The following is a 15,917-nucleotide window of genomic DNA, read 5'->3' on the forward strand; positions in this document are numbered from 1 at the left end:
GCGGTTTCGGCAACGAGACGAACGGGCGGTCCGCGACGGACCGCCCGTTCGTCGTATCGGGATTCCCATCGCCGGGAACCGAGCCGGGCCACCCACGAGGGTGCTGCGGGAGAATTCGGTGTCGGCACACCGCCACCCGCCTCGTCGTCGCGGCGAAGTCCGGACGGTACCGGGTGAACAGGAGACCAGGAGATCGGCGTGGATCAGCGGCTATCGGTGGATCCGGAGAATCTGCGGGCCACAGGTGAACAGCTGCGGCAGCTGGCCGAGGAAGCCGATCAGATGGTGTCGTCGCTGCGTGGTGCACTGAGCCGGGAAGGCGCGTGCTGGGGCGACGACGATCCCGGCAAGACCTTCGCGCAGACCTACGTGCCCGGTGCCGACCACGGTGTGGAAGGACTCGAGAATCTGGCGGCTAATCTGCACGCCCTGCGGGCCGGAACCGCCGGCGCGGCCGACAACTTCGAGAATCAGGATGCCGTCGGCGGGAACCGGATCCGCAACGACGATTCCGCCGCGCCGGTGACCGACCTCCCGGATGCGCAGAGCCCGTATACCGCCACTCCCTACAATGCGACCCCGGGTGCGAATCCGGCCGCACAGGCAACGCCGCAGGCCGACGGCACGGATCCGCGGAGCCGGGACCGGGATGCCTCGAATCGGCAGCCCGGCGGCCCCGACTCGAATCCGCAATCGTCCGCGGCGGGCGGCCCCCAGCCGCCCGGGGCGGGCAACGGCGCACAGCCCTCGGACACCACCACCCCCGATGGCATGTCCGACCCGGCCGGTGCGGCGCCCGGATATCCGTCGGCGACCGCCGGACAACCCCCTGCGGCCGCATCGCCCTCGACGGCGGCACCCGACGGCGCCACGGCGGATCGAAACCGGCGAAGCAGCCCGTCACCCAGTGCCGCCGCGGGCCGCGACACCGCGCCTCGCACCGATACACCCTGGTCACGTGGCACGCCCACGACACCGTGGGCCAAGTCGCCCGCATCCGCACCGGCGGCGAACGACAATGCGACGCCACCGCGGGTCTCACCGCCGCAGCGGAAGGGGCCGGCTGCGGGGCAACCGGACAAGAAGCGCGACGACAAGGCCGCCGGCTCCCGGGCCCGCCGCAAGCAGCCCGTGTCCGGCCGGCAACGCAGCGTCACCGATGCCGAAGCACTGCGCATCGCACGGGAAATGGCTGCACGGCACGGTATCGAGATCACCGGATTCGAGACCGCGGGTATTTCCGAGCTCACGGTGCGCGATATCGCCGCGGCGCTCGACGCGGTACTCGGAAAGTACGTGGTCGGCCTGCGCGGCATCGAGATCACCCAGCGGCCCGGCCTCCATTGCGCCGTCGAAAACCGTTGCACGACAATACAGTCCGATGACATCGAGCCATGGATCATACTGGGCTCGGAGGTCGCGGCCGATCCCGATCTGCTACCCGAATTCCCCCCGGCCGCCCAGTCGGCGGGCCCGGCCGCGAGACCGATGTTCGCCGCGATCACGCGAGAACTCGGTGGCGTGCTCGATATGACCGGCCGATATCGCTTCCGGCGTGAGGCGCAACGGGCACTCATCACCGAGTACCTGCGGACGACCGACGCGCGCTACGAGGCGTTGTCCCGTGTCGTCGACGGCTATCGGCAATGGCGCGGGGAACTCGGTCCGGATTGTCTGCAGCACAACGTTTTCGCGCCCGACCACGCCATGGCGACCGCATTCGCGATGGTGGAGCTCAGCGGTGACGAGGCCCCGGCGCCGGCCAGAGTGCTGCACCGAATGCTCGTCTCACAGGCGGGCCGCCTCGATTCCCGGTGAACACCGGTCGCGGCGTCCCCGAGCCCGCGCCCGGTCACCCCTCCCAACAATGGGGAGACGGCCGATCCGCACCGAAACTGGGATGCGGATCCAGTCGATGAGTCGCACAGCCCGATGGCGGCGACCACACCGAGGAGGCGGGTATGGACCAGTGGGAGCGTGAGGACTTGCGGTCGGCCAACAGCGGCCTGCGCCGGCAGGTCGACAATCTGCTCGACGCGTTCGAACAACAGCAGTCCCAGCTCGGCGAGGTGTGCCGGCAGCTCGAATCGCTCCGGGTAAAGGCCAGTTCACCGGATCAGGCGGTCGAGGTGACGGTGGACAGCAGCGGGGTGCTGACCGATCTGCAGCTGACGAGCTGGGCCATGCGCACCACACCGGAGAAATTGGCGAGCTCGATCCTGGAGACCGTGCAGGCCGCGGCACAGGCCGCACAGCGACAGGGCGAAGCGCTCACCACACCGGTCGTCGCCGACCTGGACGAGCTGGGAGATCTGCCCGATGTGGTGCCGGGGGCGGCGAGCCTGCGAGACATTCGATCGTTCTTCGCCGAACAGGCCGCGGCGACCGAGACCGAGTAGTCCGAGTAGTCCGATCAGCCGACGTCGCGACGCAGCCAGGTGACCTCGGCGCCCTCACCGCCGGTGCGGAAGGGTTCGAGCTGGTCGTCCCAGGCGGTGCCGAGGGCGCGATCTATGTCCGCCGAGATGTCACCGTGCCGTGTGCGGGCGGTGCGGATGATTTCCCGCAGGCGCATTTCGCCGACCATCACATCGCCGTTGGCACTCATCGCGCCGGACCACAATCCGAGGCCCGGAACGAAACTGTAGCGCTCGCCGTCGACGCCTTCGGAGGGATCCTCGGTGACTTCGAAATGCAGTACCGGCCAATCCCGCAACGCACTGGCTATTCGCCCGGCGGTCCCCACCGGACCGACCCAGTCCGTGGTTGCGCGCAGTTGTCCCGCGGCCGCGGGTTGCGCGGTCCAGCGCAGTGATGCCGGTGATTTGAGTGTGGAAGAGAGCGTCCATTCGATGTGCGGGCACAGCGCGGCCGGTGACGCGTGGACGTACACCACTCCACATGTCACATCCGCGAACTGATCAGATGCGCGCACCTGTACACCTCCAGCCTCGACGTGGGACGTCTTCCCCAACATCCCGCCGAGCGCAGGCGTTGCCCGAGTTTACTGGAGTGCCCGGTGTTACGGCTGTTACTTTTTTGCCGTGTCGCGAATCCGCTGGATATCCGCGATGACGGCATCGCTGAGCGTGGGCCACACGGCCCGCGCCCAATCCCCGAAATTCTCATCGCTCAATGCCACACACGCCACTCCGATCCGCGGGTCCACCCACAGGAAGGTGCCGGACTGCCCGAAGTGACCGTAGGTCTGCGGCGAGTTGGCTCCCCCCGTCCAATGCGGAGTCTTGTGGTCGCGGATCTCGAATCCCAGACCCCAATCATTGGGGCGCTGCGAACCGTATCCGGGAAGAACTCCGCCGACGCCGGAGAATTGCACGGTGGTTGCCTCGGCGAGGGTCGCGCTGGATACCAGTTCCGGGTTCAGCAATTCGCCAGCGAAACGAAGCAGATCGTGCACCGTCGAGCGCGCGGCGTGACCTGCCGAGCCGGCCAGAACCGAGGATTTCATTCCGAGTGGCTCGAATACCGCCTCGCGGAGATAGTCGGGAAATTCGATTCCGGTTTCGCGGGTGAGGAACTCGGCCAGGACCTCGAATCCGGAACTCGAATAGATGCGGCGCTGTCCCGGTTCGGACAGGATCACCGTGGTGTCGAAGGCCAGGCCGGAAGTGTGCGCCAGCAGGTGCCGAACGGTGGAACCGGGCGGTCCGGCGGGCTGGTCCAGTTCGATCGCGCCTTCCTCCACCGCGACCAGGACCGCGTAGGCGGCAAGGGGTTTGGTCACCGAGGCGAGCGCGAAGACCCGGTCGAGATCGCCTTCGGTACCGACGACCCCGCTCGCATCGGCGACGCCGGCGGCGGCGTGACGGACGGGCCATTCGCGAATCTGTTCCAGTGCTCGCACGGCATCGAGCCTACGAGAGGATCACGGTGCGGCTGCCCGCAGGGGCGATGGCGGACCAGCGGTGGCGAGCACCTCGGACGGCGCCACGTCGAGCGCCACCGCGATGACCGTTACCATCGGTTGCACTATGGGCGAGGTTGCACAGGTTCACGGTGAAGTGGCCGACGGATTCGGGCCGGTCGCGGACGCCTTTCGACGCAACTTCACGCACCTCGGCGAAATCGGCGCGGCCGTCGCGGTCTACGAGGGTGACCGGCCGGTGGTGGATCTGTGGGCGGGGTTCCGCGATCGTCGGCGCACGCAGCCGTGGGAGCGCGACACCATGGTCCCGGTGTTCTCGTCGACCAAGGGAATGACCGCGTTCGTCGTCGCGAGCGCGGTGTCCCGCGGCGGTCTGGACTACCAGGCGCCCGTCGCGAAGTACTGGCCGGAGTTCGCCGCACACGGCAAGGAATCGATCACCGTGCGGCAGTTGCTCGACCATCGTGCGGGACTGCCCGTACTGGACCGGGTGGTGCGGCTGGCGGATATGGCGGATCGGGATCGGCTGGCGAAGATCCTCGCGGAGCAGAAACCGTTGTGGAGTCCGGGAACCCGGCAGGGCTATCACCCGATCACGGCGGGCCTGTATCAGGGTGAGCTGATCCGGCGGGTGGATCCGGGGCATCGCAGTATCGGGCAGATCTTCGCCGAGGAATTCGCCGCACCGCTCGAACTGGACTTCTTCATCGGCGTGCCCGAGCGGGAATCGCTGGACCGGATCGCGGCCCTGTCGGCCACCTCGGGCCTGGATGTCGTGCGCTACGAGCGAGACGTGCCGCTGCGCATCGCGATTCAGATGGTGCTGCGCCGCGGCCTCACCTACCGGGCCCTGAGCAGTCCACGCACCGGCGCACCCGAGCGCGCCTCGCGCCGGGAGTTCCTGGGCGTCGAGAGTCCGGCGGCGGGTGGGGTGGGAACCGCTCGATCGCTGGCGCGGGTGTACGGGGCGGCGGCCGGGCGTACCGGTGAATTGCCCGTCGCGCCCGGCATTCTCGATCGGATCGCCACCGCCGACACCGTCGACGACGTACCGCCCGATGATCTGGTGCTGCTGACCCGCAGCCGTTACCACCTGGGTTTCCGCAAGTCCTGCGGCAGTTTCCGCTTCGGCAGCGACAAACGCGCCTATGGCACCACCGGCTACGGCGGATCGTTCGGTTTCGCCGACCCGACGACGGGACTGGGCTTCGGTTATGCGATGAACCGGCTCGGCACCGCGGTTCTCGACGACGCCCGTGCCCGCACCATTCGCACAGCGCTGTTGCGCTGCGGCTGATCTGGATCGCCGCCGATTCGCCACCACTGAGGATCAGCGCTTCTGTCTTGTTAACTCATTCGTCCCCGGCAGGTGACTTCGTGTGCGTGCGAGTAGCACACACTGTCCCGGCCGGATGGCGAAGAGAAAGCACTGATGCGAATGGTTATCGGACACACGTCGGCGCACGCGACCGGCTGTTACGACGCTGGGCACGATGACCGCGGGCGCTTCGGCGCCTTCGGCGGCCGCTATGTCCCCGAAGGATTGATGGCCGCGCTCGAAGAGGTGGAGGACGCGCATCGGCGCGCGTGGGCGGACCCCGACTTCCACCGGGAACTCGACGAACTGCTGCGTGATCGAGTGGGCCGGCCGACGCTGCTGCATTCGGCGCCGCGGCTGGCACAGTCGCTCGCGATCCCCGGCGTGCGGGTGTTTCTCAAACGGGAGGACATGGCACACACCGGGGCTCACAAGATCAACAACGCGCTCGGGCAGGGCTTGCTGGCCACCCGGATGGGCAAGACCCGGATCATTGCCGAGACCGGCGCGGGCCAGCACGGCGTGGCAGTGGCCACGGTGTGCGCCATGCTCGGGCTGACGTGTGTGGTCTACATGGGCGTCGAGGACATGGCCCGGCAGCAGAGCAATGTGGTGCGCATGCGGTTGCTGGGCGCCGAGGTGCGGGCGGTGCGCTCGGGTGACCGGCGCCTCAAGTCGGCGGTCACCGAGGCGGTACGGGATTGGGTGGCGCACACCGAGGACACGCATTTCCTGTTCGGGACCGCCGCCGGACCGGCACCGTATCCCCGCATGGTGCGCGATCACCAGAGCCGCATCGGCGCCGAGTCGCGAACCCAGCTGCTGGCGCTGACCGGGCGATTACCCGACGATGTCATCGCCTGTGTGGGCGGTGGCAGCAATGCGCTCGGCATGTTCCACGCCTTCACCGGCGACCCCGCGGTGCGGCTGATCGGAGTGGAGGCGGGCGGGCGGGGTCTGCACACCGGTGAGCACGCCGCGACCCTGAGCGCGGGCACACCGGGTGAGATGGACGGATCCTTCAGCTACGTCCTGCAGGACGGCGACGGGCAGATCGCCCGCACCCACAGCATCGCGGCCGGATTGGACTATCCGGGAGTGGGACCGGAACTGAGCCACCTCAAGGACATCGGGCGGATCGAGCACGCCGTCGCCACCGACGCGGTCGCCGTCCACGGGCTGCACACGCTGTGCCGGACCGAGGGCATCATCACCGCGCTGGAATCCGCGCACGCCGTGGGATATCTGCTGGAACTGGCCGAGCATCGCCAGATCGCGGAGGACGCGGTGATCCTGGTGTGCCTGTCCGGCCGCGGCGACAAGGATCTCGCCATCGCGGCCGGACTGCTGGACGCGAGCTGACCGCGCCGGCTCACTCGCTGAGCCGGTTCGCCTTCTCGAACAGTTCCAGGGTGATGGCGTGCAGGAAGTCTCCGGTCTGCTTCGGCGCCTTGCCGGCGAACGCGCGCGCGTGCGTACCCTCCAGCACGATGCCCAGCTTGAAACAGGCCAGCACGGTGTACCAGGTGGCATGGCCGAGATCGCGATCGGAGAATTTCGCGTAGTGGGCGATCATCTCCTCGGCCGTCGGCAGGCCGCCCACCGCGCCGAGTTTGCCGACCAGCGCGGCGCCGGTGGTGCCTGGCTCCGGACGGGTGGCGATCTGCCAGCCCAGATCCAGTAGCGGATCACCGATGGTCGACATCTCCCAGTCGACCATCGCGGCGACCTCGGGGCCGTCATAGGAGAACATCATGTTCGCGAGATGGCAGTCGCCGTGCAGGATGCCGGGCCGCCACTGCGCGGGCCGATTGCGGTCCAGCCACTCCCCCACCCGATCCACACCGGGGATCTGCGGTCCGGGATATCCGTCGTTGGCGCTGTAGGAATCCAGTTCGCCGAGCCAGCGCGGCACCTGACGTTCCAGGAATCCGTCCGGCTTACCGTAGTCGGCCAACCCGAGCGCCTCGTAGTCGAGTGCGCCGAGCCGGGCGATGGCCTCCACCGCCGACAACCCCATCTGCCGCCGCACCTCCGGATCACCGGCGTGCAGTGCGGGCAGCTCGGTCTGCGGGTTGAAACCGTGGATCGGTTCCATCAGATAGAAGACCGCCCCGATCACCGACTCGTCGGCCCCGGCGGCGATCACCCGCGGGGCCCGCACCCCGGTACCGGCCAGCGCACCGAGCAGCCGCGATTCCCGGCGGATCACATCATTGCTCTTGGGCCGCAGGTGTTTCGGGCCGCGGCGCAGCACGAACTCGCGACCACCACGGCCGAAGCGCAGCATGATGTTCTGGGTGCCGCCGCCGAGCGATGCCACATCCTCGAAATCACCGCCGGGCAGGCCCTGCTGTTCCATCCACTCACCGACGGCCGCGAAATCGACGACCTCGCGCTCCACCTCGGCCGGTTGCACCACAGACATGCCCCACATTGTGCACCACCGGACCCCGGCAACTGAAGGCATATGCCATCACTGCATGGTTCGGGATGCCCGATACGGTGAGGCCATGAGCACGACCCGGCCTCGGGATCCGGACGAGGCCAGCATCGACCAGGGAACCGCACCCCTGCGCACCCTGCTGATCGACAACTACGACTCGTTCACCTACAACCTGCACCAGCTGATCGGTGTGGTGAACGGGGCCGAGCCCACCGTGATCCACAACGACGAGATCGACGCACTCACGCGGCTGGACCTGGCCGGATTCGACAGTATCGTCATCTCGCCCGGTCCCGGACATCCCGGCAACGCAAGGGATTTCGGGATTTCGCGAACCCTGATCGAGACCGCGGAGCTGCCGTTGCTGGGAGTCTGCCTCGGCCATCAGGGCATCGTGGCCGCCGCGGGCGGGCAGGTCGTCGCCGCGCCCGCGCCCCGGCACGGCTATCCGGATCGCATCACCCACGACGGATCCGGCCTGTTCGCCGGAATTCCCCGCGATTTCCTGGCGGTCCGGTATCACTCCTTGTGCGCGGCACAGCCGCTGCCCGACGCCCTGGCGATCACCGCGACCGCACCGGACGGCGTGGTGATGGGCGTGCGCCACCGGCAGCGGCCCCAGTGGGGAGTGCAGTTCCATCCGGAATCGATAGCCGGCGAATACGGTGCCCCGCTGCTGCGGAACTTCGCGCGGCTCACCCGCGAGTGGATACGCGCCAACCGAGGATCCGGGGTCACGGGCGAACTCGGGCAGACGCCGGTCGACGTCCCCGCCCACACCCGCGACGCGGCGACGATCGGCACCCGGTCCGATCCGACCTCCGACCGGCGCGAGGACGGGGACGGTACGCAACGACGCCCCCGCCGTAGCACAACGGCGCACGGCGCGGGATCGGCATCGGTGTCCGACGCCCGTGGACACGAGTCCACCGAAGCGGATACAGCGGTTTCGCTCACGGTCCTGCACGAGGTGATCGATCGGGCCGTCGACACGGAATCGGTTGTGCTGCGGTTGTATCGGGATTCGCCGACGGCGTTCTGGCTCGACAGTGCGCACATCGAACCGGGGCTGGACCGATTCTCGTTCGTGGGGGACGCGTCGGGGCCGCTGGCGGAGGTCGTGCGGTATCGGGTCGGCGCGGGGTGTGTCGTCACCGACCGCGACGGAGTACGCACCGAGGCGCGGCCGGTGCTCGAGTACCTGTCACGACGGCTGTGCGAGCGCGAGATCCGTTTTCCGGACGTCCCTTTCGACTTCGTCGGCGGCTATGTCGGCTACCTGGGCTACGAGGTGAAAGCCGACTGCGGCGCCACCGCCGCGCACCGGTCGCGGTATCCCGACGCACAGTGGGTGTTCGCGGATCGGCTGGTGGTCGTCGATCATGTCGCCGACCGCACCCATCTGCTCGCCGTCACCGATGCGGCCACCGCCGAGCAGAACCGGCGCTGGCTGACCGAGACCCTGACCGTCGTCGCGGCGCTGCCGGACTGGTCGAAACCGCGGGCGCTGGCGCTGCCCGCCGACGAGGCCGCGGTCACCTCCGGGCTCACCCGCGGACGCGACCGCTACCTCGCCGATATCGCGGCGATCGACACCCAGCTGCGCGCCGGGCAGACCTACGAGGTGAATCTCACCGACAGCACCGAGATCCTCTCCGCCGCAGCGGGTCTCGATGTGTACCGCACCCTGCGCCGCAGCAATCCGGCGCCCTACGCGGCGTATCTGCGCTTCGGTGAACTCGAGATCGCCTGTTCCTCGCCGGAGCGATTCCTCAAGATCGACCGCACCCGCACGGTGGAGACCAAGCCGATCAAGGGCACCGCACCACGCGGCGCCACCCCCGCGGCCGACGACAATCTGCGCCGCACACTGGAATTGGATCCGAAGACCCGGGCCGAGAACCTGATGATCGTCGATCTGCTGCGCAACGATCTGGGCCGGGTCTGCGAGCTCGGCAGCGTGCACGTTCCCGAGCTGATGGTCGCCGAGACCTACACCACGATGCATCAACTGGTGAGCACCGTACGCGGGCGCCTGCGCCCCGAGATCGATGTGATCGATTGCCTGCGAGCCTGTTTCCCGGGTGGATCGATGACCGGAGCACCGAAGCTGCGCACCATGGAGATCATCGACGGACTGGAAACCGAGGCGCGCGGGATCTATTCGGGCACCATCGGATTTCTGGGTCTGGGCGGGACCGCGGATCTCAATATCGTCATCCGCACCGCGGTCCGCGATGCCCGCGGCTGGCGGGTGGGCGCGGGCGGTGCGATCGTGCTGGACTCCGACGCCGAGGCGGAGTTCCACGAGATGGTGCTCAAGGCGGCGGCGGCACTGCGTGCGGTGGCCCGGGTGGCGGGACCGCCGGTCCCCGCCGGTGACGGCACGGCGCCGATGAGCTGAGGCGGATCAGCGTCGCCGGCGCGAACGCGGCTCGGGTTCCGGGGGCTCGCTGTCACGACCGGTGAGCCGGCCCAGAATCGAGGCTCCGGGCAGTTTCGTGAGCCGGCCGAAGACATCCTCGCCCAGTGCGATCACGGCCTCCAGCCGGGGCAGCAGCCGGTCGTAGGCGGAGAAGGCCGGGTCGGCCAGCGCCAGCGTGCGGTCGAGCCGGTCGATGGTCGAATTGAGCCGATCGATGGCGACGGCCAGATTCTCCACCAGATCGGGCAGCTGCGCGGCCAGCTGCACCGAGGCCGGCGGCAGCCGTACCGCGGTGCCGAAGGCGGCACCCGCGGTGACCTGCGCGGCGTCGATGGCCTGCCCCGCGGCGGTCTGGGCCGCCTGCGCGGCGGCCTGGGCGGCGGCCAGAATTTCCGTCGTCCCCGGTACCCGCGACCCACCGGACCTGCGCCCGGCCTCACCCTTCGGGTTCGTCATGTCTCCACTGTGCCGCACCCGGTGGGTCACGGAAAGCTCCGCGCCGACCGCACGGTTCGTGTCGGAGTGGCCTGGCATAGTTCACAGCGATGACATCCACGCGGCACACCCTCCACGGCGATGCGACGCCGGTTCCGACTTCGCTTCTGTCGGTGCTGGTTTCGTGGCGCTCGGCGGCGCCGCTGGACGCGCACGCGATCCTGCTGGCCGCCGGCGGGCGCATCCGGTCCGCTCGCGACGTCGTGTACTTCAATGCTCCCCGGCATCCGTCGCAGGCCGTGACCCTCGATCAGGATCCGCAGCCCGGTACGGCCCGGTTGTCGGTCTCGCTGCCCCGGACCGAGGCCGAGGTCGACCGCATCCTGCTCACCGGCTCCGGTGCCGGCGAGCCTCTGTCCGCGCTGCCCGGGCTTGCGGTATCGGTCGACGATGCCGAGGGGCTGGTGGCGCGGGCCGATATCGCCGCCGCGCCGGATGCGCGGGCGGCCGTGTTCGCCGAGTTCCGGCGTGGCGAGGGGCGCTGGTGGTTCGTTCCCGGCGGGCTCGAATGCGGCGATGTGGCGGATCTCTTCGCTGCCTTCGGCGCGTCGGTCGACACCTCGGGCGCCGGTCGCGGTGACCGAATCTCGTTGCATCGCAACCGGTTCGCGGCGCCGCCGCCCGCACCCGCCGCGCCCGAACGCGCGGACTGGCATCCCGATCCGGGCGATTCCGCGGTCCTGCGCTGGTGGGACGGCGCCCGCTGGACCGAGGAGACCGCACCCCGCCCTCCCGCCGACGTCCGATTGTGCGGCCGCTGCGGAGCGCGGCGCGGCTGGCGGCTGATCGGCTCGGCGCCCTGCCGGGCCTGCGCGGCGGAGATCGAGGACTATCTGACGGGCTGGTGCGGCCGGGCGGTGCGGACCCTGGCCACATCCGGTCCCGGCGGTCCGGACTGGGAGCAGCTGTGGACCCAGATTCGCCACAATCGCATCGAGGAGCCGGTCGCCCAGGCCGCATTGCGCGGGCCGGGGGCGGCACATCTGGAACGAACGGCCGCCTTCGCCCTGGCCGACGGCACCGTCAGCGGTGCGGAGATGCAACGATTCGATGCCGTCGTGGCCGCGCTCGGACTGCGCGGTGGCGCGGTGGAAGAATTGCGTCGCGACCTGCGCCGGGTGCGGATTCTGTCCCGGCTGCGCGACGGGGAGCTACCGGTCATCGCGGTACCCGATCTGCATCTGGACTCGGGCGAGCGGGTCCATCTCGACACCGGCGCCACCCGCATCCGCCGCGCGGCCCGTGGTGCGCGCGCGACCGATGGCCGCCTGATCTGCTCGAATACCAAACTCCGATTCATCGGATCGGACGCGGGTATCGAAATCCCCTGGGCCAGAGCAGTTTCGGTGACCGTGACCGACGGCGGCATCGCGGTCGCGGCGACCTCGGCACGCGGCGGCGCCGAATTCGAGGTGGACGAACCGGAATTGGTGGCCGCGGTCACCGAAGGCGCACTGCGCGTGGCCAAACGGCTCACCATCGCCCCCGGCAGACGCGACAGCCGTACCATCCCGCCCGATATCAAGGCCGAGGTGTGGCATCGCGACGGTGCCCGGTGTGTGGAATGCGGTGCGGCACACTATCTCGAATTCGACCACATCATTCCGCTCAGCCGCGGCGGCGCCACCAGTGCGGCGAATCTGCAGATTCTGTGCCGCGGCTGCAATCGGGACAAGGGCGACCACATCTGACCGCTACCCCGCCGGGGCCCCCACGATCTCGTAGCCGGCGGCGGTCAGCGCCTCGGTGGCCGCCGCGATGCGCGTCTCCGGAACGAGTACCAGGTCGGCGTGGAAGGTGGAGGCGACGAACACCGGAATACCATTGCCCGCCAAGGGGTTCAGGATATCCGCGAGTACGCCGGAGTTACCGAGCTCGCGCGGGACGGCGGCATACAGACCGACCCAGCAACGTTCCTGTTCCCAGGGCGGCGCCTCCCGGACCACCGTCAGTCCCTCCGGCGCACGCACCAGCGCCACCCATTCGTCGTCCTCGGGGAAGGTCGCGGTCGCGACATGGTCGACACTGAACCGGGAGGGCACGATATGCAGCCGCTGAGATCTGCTCATCGGCCGATCGTAGGCGGCGGTGGCCGGGCTCAGGTGGTCGCCACCAGCAATTCCTCACCGTTGGTGGTGTGCAGCCCGTCGCCGCGGCCGGCGAAGTAGCGGGCGTTCAGCTCGTCTGCCGAGATGTGCCGGGCCTCCGCGAAACCCGCCGCGCGCGCCATCTCGACCATCTCGTCCGGTGAATAGAAGCTGATGAACGGGGTCCCCTCGGCCGCCGCGCCCTTCGACGAGAACCGATGCCCCGATCGCGCCTGCTCGTCGAGCAGCTCGAACGGCAGGAAGAAGGTCATCACCACCGTCGAGCCGGGCGCGAGTCGCGCCAGCAGCGACAGGGTTTCGCGATTGGCCGCGTCGGTGAGGTACATGCTCACCCCGAGCGAGGCGACCACCGCGGGCTCGGACGCGTCGAAACCGGCCGCGCCCAGCCGTTCCCACCACGAATCGGTTTCGAAATCGACCGGAACCGATCGCAACCATTCCGGGAGCCCGTACCCGGTTTCGATCAGGCGCTGCCGTTTCCATTGCTGCGTCCGCGGCTCGTCGACCTCGAAGATCCGATACCGCGAGGCGATGTCGGGCCGGCGCTGCGGGAAGGTCTCCAGTCCCGCACCCAGCAGGGCGTACTGCCCCACCCGGCCGGCCTGCTCGGTGAGCAGATCCTCGACGAACCGCGACCGCACCACGATGCTGGCCCGGAACCGGCTGGTGCCCACCGGATCCATATCGCCGCGTTCCCGCCACCCGTCGGCGGGATCGGCGAGGCGCATACCGATCTCGTCGACGAGCACATGCGGCGGCGGATCCAGCTCCACGTGCAGTGCGCGCCACAGCGCCACCCGCACCGCTGTCGAATCGGGAACCGCTGCGGACTCGCTCATCGCGCACTCCCCGGGGCCTGCAGGATCCAGTCGCGCCCGTCGGGATCGCGCACGGTCATCTCCCGGGTGCCGAAGTGGGTATCGGCGAACGGCGAGACCACCTCGACCGGCGAATCCGCCGGAAACCCTTGTTCATCAGGCACTTTCAGCACCACCCGCATGTCCGGCTCACGATCGGCGGGCACCTCCGCGATGAACAGGAAGGGACCGTCACCGCTGCGGAGCTGCCCGGAATCGTGGTCGGTCGCGAATTCCAGTTCGAAGCCCAGCTGCTGGAAGAACTTGGCCGCCTTCCCCCAGTTGTGTGTTTCCAGATAGATCGCCTCGACACCTCGGTCGGCCATGATCACTTCTCCTTCTCGGATTCACGCGAGGACGGGCCGGCGCCGAGATACGCCTGCAGCGCCTCGGTCACCAGCGCCGACAGTGACATCTCGGATTCCACCGCCCGGTATTTCACCTGCTTGATCAGCTCGACCGGGAGATAGACGTTGAACTGCTTGACTTCGGCACCAGCCACCTTCCCACGCTAACATGCTAGCAATCTAGATTGCTAGATGAGCTAGCGGAACCCCCAGCGGACCAGCGATGCGGATACCGCTATCGAGACATCACGCGCACCGGCTCACTCGGCCGAATCGTCCTCCGACCGCGACGACGAGCCGGACAGCCGGATCACCCCGGCATCCAGGTCCAGATCCAGCCGCGGCTGATGCGGCTGACCGTCACTGTCGCCGCCACTCTCGTCGGTCAGCTTCTTTCCGGGAAACATCTCACCGAACACGCCCATACCCCCACGATAACCGCCGGTTCAGCGCTCCGCGTTCGCGATGAACCGGCCCAGCAGGTCACTGAGCTGCCGGCGCTCCTGCCCGGACAGCGGCTCACACAGGCGATCCATCACGACGGCGGTGGCCGCCGCGGCAGCGGTGACCCGCTCCCGCCCGGCATCGGTGATCGAGACCTGGTAACTGCGGCGATCTCGCGGATCGCGCCGGCGCTCGGCCAGCCCCTGCCGTTCCAGTTCGTCGATCACGTACACCATCGACGACTTGTCCAGCTGCAACCGATCCACCAGCGCGCGCTGATTCATCGGACCGTCCTGCGCCAGCATGTTCAGCACGCCGAGGTGACGCAGTTCGATGCCGAATTCTCGCAGCGCCTCGTTGGTGGCGGCCCGCGCGTAGCGATGGGCCAGATACATCTGGCCACCGATTCGGGCACTCAGGCCTTCCATGGTTTCCCGCACCCCATCATTATGACCGATGACAGATCGTCTGAATTCAGATAGTTTGTAACTATGAATATTGTAGTAGTCGGCGCCGGCCTCGCCGGTTCGCTGTTGACACAGGGCCTGCGGCAAGCCGGGCTCGACGTGACGCTGTTCGAGCGCGAGCAGGCCGACCGGCACGGCCAGGGTTATCGCATCCATCTCGAACCCGAGGGCGATCTCGCGCTGCGCGAGTGGCTGCCACCGCAGCTCTACGAACGCGTACTTGCCACCTCGGGTAAACGAGGTTCCGGTGTTCGGGTCCTCGATCCGCAGTTGCACGTCGTGCACGAGATCCTCGTTCCGGATCCACCGGATGTGGAGAACACCGGCCGGCATCTGACCGTCGATCGGGAGACCCTGCGCCGAATCATGCTGTCCGGTATCGATGTTCACCACGGCGCGGCCTTCGAGCACTTCGATCCGCTCGACGACGGCCGGGTGCGGGTGCGGTTCTCCGACGGCACGGTCACCGAGGCAGATCTCCTGGTCGCCGCCGACGGCACCCATTCCCGCATCCGGGCACAGCTGCTGCCGCACGCCGAGGTGATCGAAACCGGCCAGTCGGAGATCTACGGAAAGACTCCACTCACCGACGAGGTGCGCGCATTGATGCCGCCTGCCGCGATGGACAGCTTCACCACCATCGTCGGCGACGACGGCCGCTTCGTCCCGCTCGCGGCCCACGAATACCGCTCCGGCGGCGAGGATTACGCGATGTGGGTGGTGGTCGCCCCGAAGACGATGTTCCCGGCCGACCTCACCCGCGCCGATGGCGCGAGCCTGCTCGACATCGCCGGGAAGATGGTCGCGGACTGGCATCCGAATATCGCCGCGATCATCGGGCGGGGCTGTCCGGACAGCGTGGCGTCGACCACCATTCGCACCGCGAATCCGTTGCCGCACTGGGAAACCGGTCCGGTCACCCTGATGGGCGATGCCATTCACACCATGATTCCCGCGGGGATGAGCGCCGGGGTGGCGCTGCGCGATGCCGCCGCGCTGTGCCGGGCGATCACCACCCCCACCGGATCGGTACGAGAAGCCGTGCGCGACTACGAGATCGACATGCTCGAGCACGGTTTCGCCGCCGTCACCGCGTCGATGCAACGCGGTTCGTCCTGACCGCG

At 68.5% G+C, this 15,917-nt stretch carries 17 protein-coding genes; 7 read left to right on the plus strand and 10 right to left on the minus strand.

What is annotated here, in order from left to right; genetic code table 11:
- Positions 1-198 precede the first annotated feature (198 nt).
- Together AB0L57_RS15035 and AB0L57_RS15040 are read left to right on the plus strand one after the other, a co-directional pair.
- Positions 199-1,818: a hypothetical protein gene (locus AB0L57_RS15035; protein WP_364961641.1), complete on the plus strand. Its 1,620-nt coding sequence runs from the start codon at positions 199-201 to the stop codon at positions 1,816-1,818.
- A 143-nt stretch (positions 1,819-1,961) separates the two neighbouring features.
- Positions 1,962-2,399, plus strand: coding sequence for a YbaB/EbfC family nucleoid-associated protein (locus AB0L57_RS15040; RefSeq protein WP_364961643.1), 438 nt, complete (start codon positions 1,962-1,964; stop codon positions 2,397-2,399).
- 14 nt (positions 2,400-2,413) lie between these two features.
- On the opposite strand, the gene AB0L57_RS15045 is transcribed toward AB0L57_RS15040, so the two are convergent.
- Both AB0L57_RS15045 and AB0L57_RS15050 read right to left on the minus strand, forming a co-directional pair.
- On the minus strand, positions 2,414-2,935 hold the full coding sequence (locus AB0L57_RS15045) for a DUF3145 domain-containing protein (protein ID WP_364961645.1): 522 nt from the start codon (positions 2,933-2,935) through the stop codon (positions 2,414-2,416).
- Positions 2,936-3,031: 96 nt separating this feature from the next.
- On the minus strand, positions 3,032-3,865 hold the full coding sequence (locus AB0L57_RS15050) for a serine hydrolase domain-containing protein (RefSeq protein ID WP_364961647.1): 834 nt from the start codon (positions 3,863-3,865) through the stop codon (positions 3,032-3,034).
- Positions 3,866-3,992: 127 nt separating this feature from the next.
- On the opposite strand from AB0L57_RS15050, the gene AB0L57_RS15055 reads away from it, so the two are divergent.
- Together AB0L57_RS15055 and trpB are read left to right on the plus strand one after the other, a co-directional pair.
- Positions 3,993-5,183, plus strand: coding sequence for a serine hydrolase domain-containing protein (locus AB0L57_RS15055; RefSeq protein WP_364961649.1), 1,191 nt, complete (start codon positions 3,993-3,995; stop codon positions 5,181-5,183).
- A 141-nt stretch (positions 5,184-5,324) separates the two neighbouring features.
- Positions 5,325-6,566, plus strand: a complete 1,242-nt coding sequence (gene trpB / locus AB0L57_RS15060; RefSeq protein ID WP_364961651.1) for a tryptophan synthase subunit beta — start codon at positions 5,325-5,327, stop codon at positions 6,564-6,566.
- A 10-nt stretch (positions 6,567-6,576) separates the two neighbouring features.
- Here trpB and AB0L57_RS15065 read toward each other — a convergent pair whose 3' ends face one another.
- Positions 6,577-7,641 carry a phosphotransferase family protein gene (locus AB0L57_RS15065; protein ID WP_364961653.1) on the minus strand — a complete coding sequence of 355 codons (1,065 nt, stop codon included), beginning with the start codon at positions 7,639-7,641 and terminating at the stop codon, positions 6,577-6,579.
- A 76-nt stretch (positions 7,642-7,717) separates the two neighbouring features.
- On the opposite strand from AB0L57_RS15065, the gene pabB reads away from it, so the two are divergent.
- On the plus strand, positions 7,718-10,054 hold the full coding sequence (pabB, locus tag AB0L57_RS15070; RefSeq protein WP_364961655.1) for an aminodeoxychorismate synthase component I: 2,337 nt from the start codon (positions 7,718-7,720) through the stop codon (positions 10,052-10,054).
- Between the two features lie 6 nt (positions 10,055-10,060).
- Here the strand turns inward: pabB and AB0L57_RS15075 are convergent, their stop codons facing one another.
- Positions 10,061-10,531 (minus strand): hypothetical protein, encoded by a 471-nt coding sequence (locus AB0L57_RS15075; protein WP_364961657.1) that lies wholly within the window; start codon positions 10,529-10,531, stop codon positions 10,061-10,063.
- Between the two features lie 89 nt (positions 10,532-10,620).
- Here AB0L57_RS15075 and AB0L57_RS15080 point away from each other — a divergent pair, with 89 nt between their 5' ends.
- Positions 10,621-12,261, plus strand: a complete 1,641-nt coding sequence (locus tag AB0L57_RS15080) for an HNH endonuclease (RefSeq protein WP_364961658.1) — start codon at positions 10,621-10,623, stop codon at positions 12,259-12,261.
- Between the two features lie 3 nt (positions 12,262-12,264).
- On the opposite strand, the gene AB0L57_RS15085 is transcribed toward AB0L57_RS15080, so the two are convergent.
- The 6 genes from AB0L57_RS15085 to AB0L57_RS15110 form a co-directional block, all read right to left on the minus strand.
- Positions 12,265-12,639, minus strand: a complete 375-nt coding sequence (locus AB0L57_RS15085; RefSeq protein WP_364961660.1) for an ACT domain-containing protein — start codon at positions 12,637-12,639, stop codon at positions 12,265-12,267.
- A 29-nt stretch (positions 12,640-12,668) separates the two neighbouring features.
- Complete coding sequence (locus AB0L57_RS15090) at positions 12,669-13,517, minus strand: class I SAM-dependent methyltransferase (protein ID WP_364961661.1); 849 nt, start codon at positions 13,515-13,517, stop codon at positions 12,669-12,671.
- Positions 13,514-13,861 carry a VOC family protein gene (locus AB0L57_RS15095; RefSeq protein WP_364961663.1) on the minus strand — a complete coding sequence of 116 codons (348 nt, stop codon included), beginning with the start codon at positions 13,859-13,861 and terminating at the stop codon, positions 13,514-13,516. Before AB0L57_RS15095 ends, AB0L57_RS15090 begins: the two co-directional genes overlap by 4 nt.
- 2 nt (positions 13,862-13,863) lie before the next feature.
- Entirely contained in the window at positions 13,864-14,037 is a 174-nt protein-coding gene (locus AB0L57_RS15100; RefSeq protein ID WP_358198899.1) for a CopG family transcriptional regulator, read from the minus strand.
- A 105-nt stretch (positions 14,038-14,142) separates the two neighbouring features.
- On the minus strand, positions 14,143-14,307 hold the full coding sequence (locus AB0L57_RS15105) for a hypothetical protein (RefSeq protein ID WP_364961665.1): 165 nt from the start codon (positions 14,305-14,307) through the stop codon (positions 14,143-14,145).
- Positions 14,308-14,328: 21 nt separating this feature from the next.
- Positions 14,329-14,766: a MarR family transcriptional regulator gene (locus AB0L57_RS15110; protein ID WP_364961667.1), complete on the minus strand. Its 438-nt coding sequence runs from the start codon at positions 14,764-14,766 to the stop codon at positions 14,329-14,331.
- A gap of 51 nt (positions 14,767-14,817) precedes the next feature.
- Here AB0L57_RS15110 and AB0L57_RS15115 point away from each other — a divergent pair, with 51 nt between their 5' ends.
- On the plus strand, positions 14,818-15,912 hold the full coding sequence (locus AB0L57_RS15115; protein ID WP_364961669.1) for an NAD(P)/FAD-dependent oxidoreductase: 1,095 nt from the start codon (positions 14,818-14,820) through the stop codon (positions 15,910-15,912).
- Positions 15,913-15,917 lie beyond the last annotated feature (5 nt).

It is taken from the genome of Nocardia sp. NPDC052254 (genome assembly GCF_040679495.1).
In the GTDB taxonomy this organism is placed as follows: domain Bacteria; phylum Actinomycetota; class Actinomycetes; order Mycobacteriales; family Mycobacteriaceae; genus Nocardia.

Coding starts and splice junctions, on each gene's coding strand:
- AB0L57_RS15040 (WP_364961643.1), top strand. CDS start 1,962: ATGGACCAGTGGGAGCGTGAGGACTTGCGGTCGGCCAACAGCGGCCTG.
- AB0L57_RS15055 (WP_364961649.1), top strand. CDS start 3,993: ATGGGCGAGGTTGCACAGGTTCACGGTGAAGTGGCCGACGGATTCGGG.
- trpB (WP_364961651.1), top strand. CDS start 5,325: ATGGTTATCGGACACACGTCGGCGCACGCGACCGGCTGTTACGACGCT.
- AB0L57_RS15065 (WP_364961653.1), bottom strand. CDS start 7,641: ATGTGGGGCATGTCTGTGGTGCAACCGGCCGAGGTGGAGCGCGAGGTC.
- pabB (WP_364961655.1), top strand. CDS start 7,718: ATGAGCACGACCCGGCCTCGGGATCCGGACGAGGCCAGCATCGACCAG.
- AB0L57_RS15075 (WP_364961657.1), bottom strand. CDS start 10,531: ATGACGAACCCGAAGGGTGAGGCCGGGCGCAGGTCCGGTGGGTCGCGG.
- AB0L57_RS15080 (WP_364961658.1), top strand. CDS start 10,621: ATGACATCCACGCGGCACACCCTCCACGGCGATGCGACGCCGGTTCCG.
- AB0L57_RS15085 (WP_364961660.1), bottom strand. CDS start 12,639: ATGAGCAGATCTCAGCGGCTGCATATCGTGCCCTCCCGGTTCAGTGTC.
- AB0L57_RS15090 (WP_364961661.1), bottom strand. CDS start 13,517: ATGAGCGAGTCCGCAGCGGTTCCCGATTCGACAGCGGTGCGGGTGGCG.
- AB0L57_RS15095 (WP_364961663.1), bottom strand. CDS start 13,861: ATGGCCGACCGAGGTGTCGAGGCGATCTATCTGGAAACACACAACTGG.
- AB0L57_RS15105 (WP_364961665.1), bottom strand. CDS start 14,307: ATGGGCGTGTTCGGTGAGATGTTTCCCGGAAAGAAGCTGACCGACGAG.
- AB0L57_RS15115 (WP_364961669.1), top strand. CDS start 14,818: ATGAATATTGTAGTAGTCGGCGCCGGCCTCGCCGGTTCGCTGTTGACA.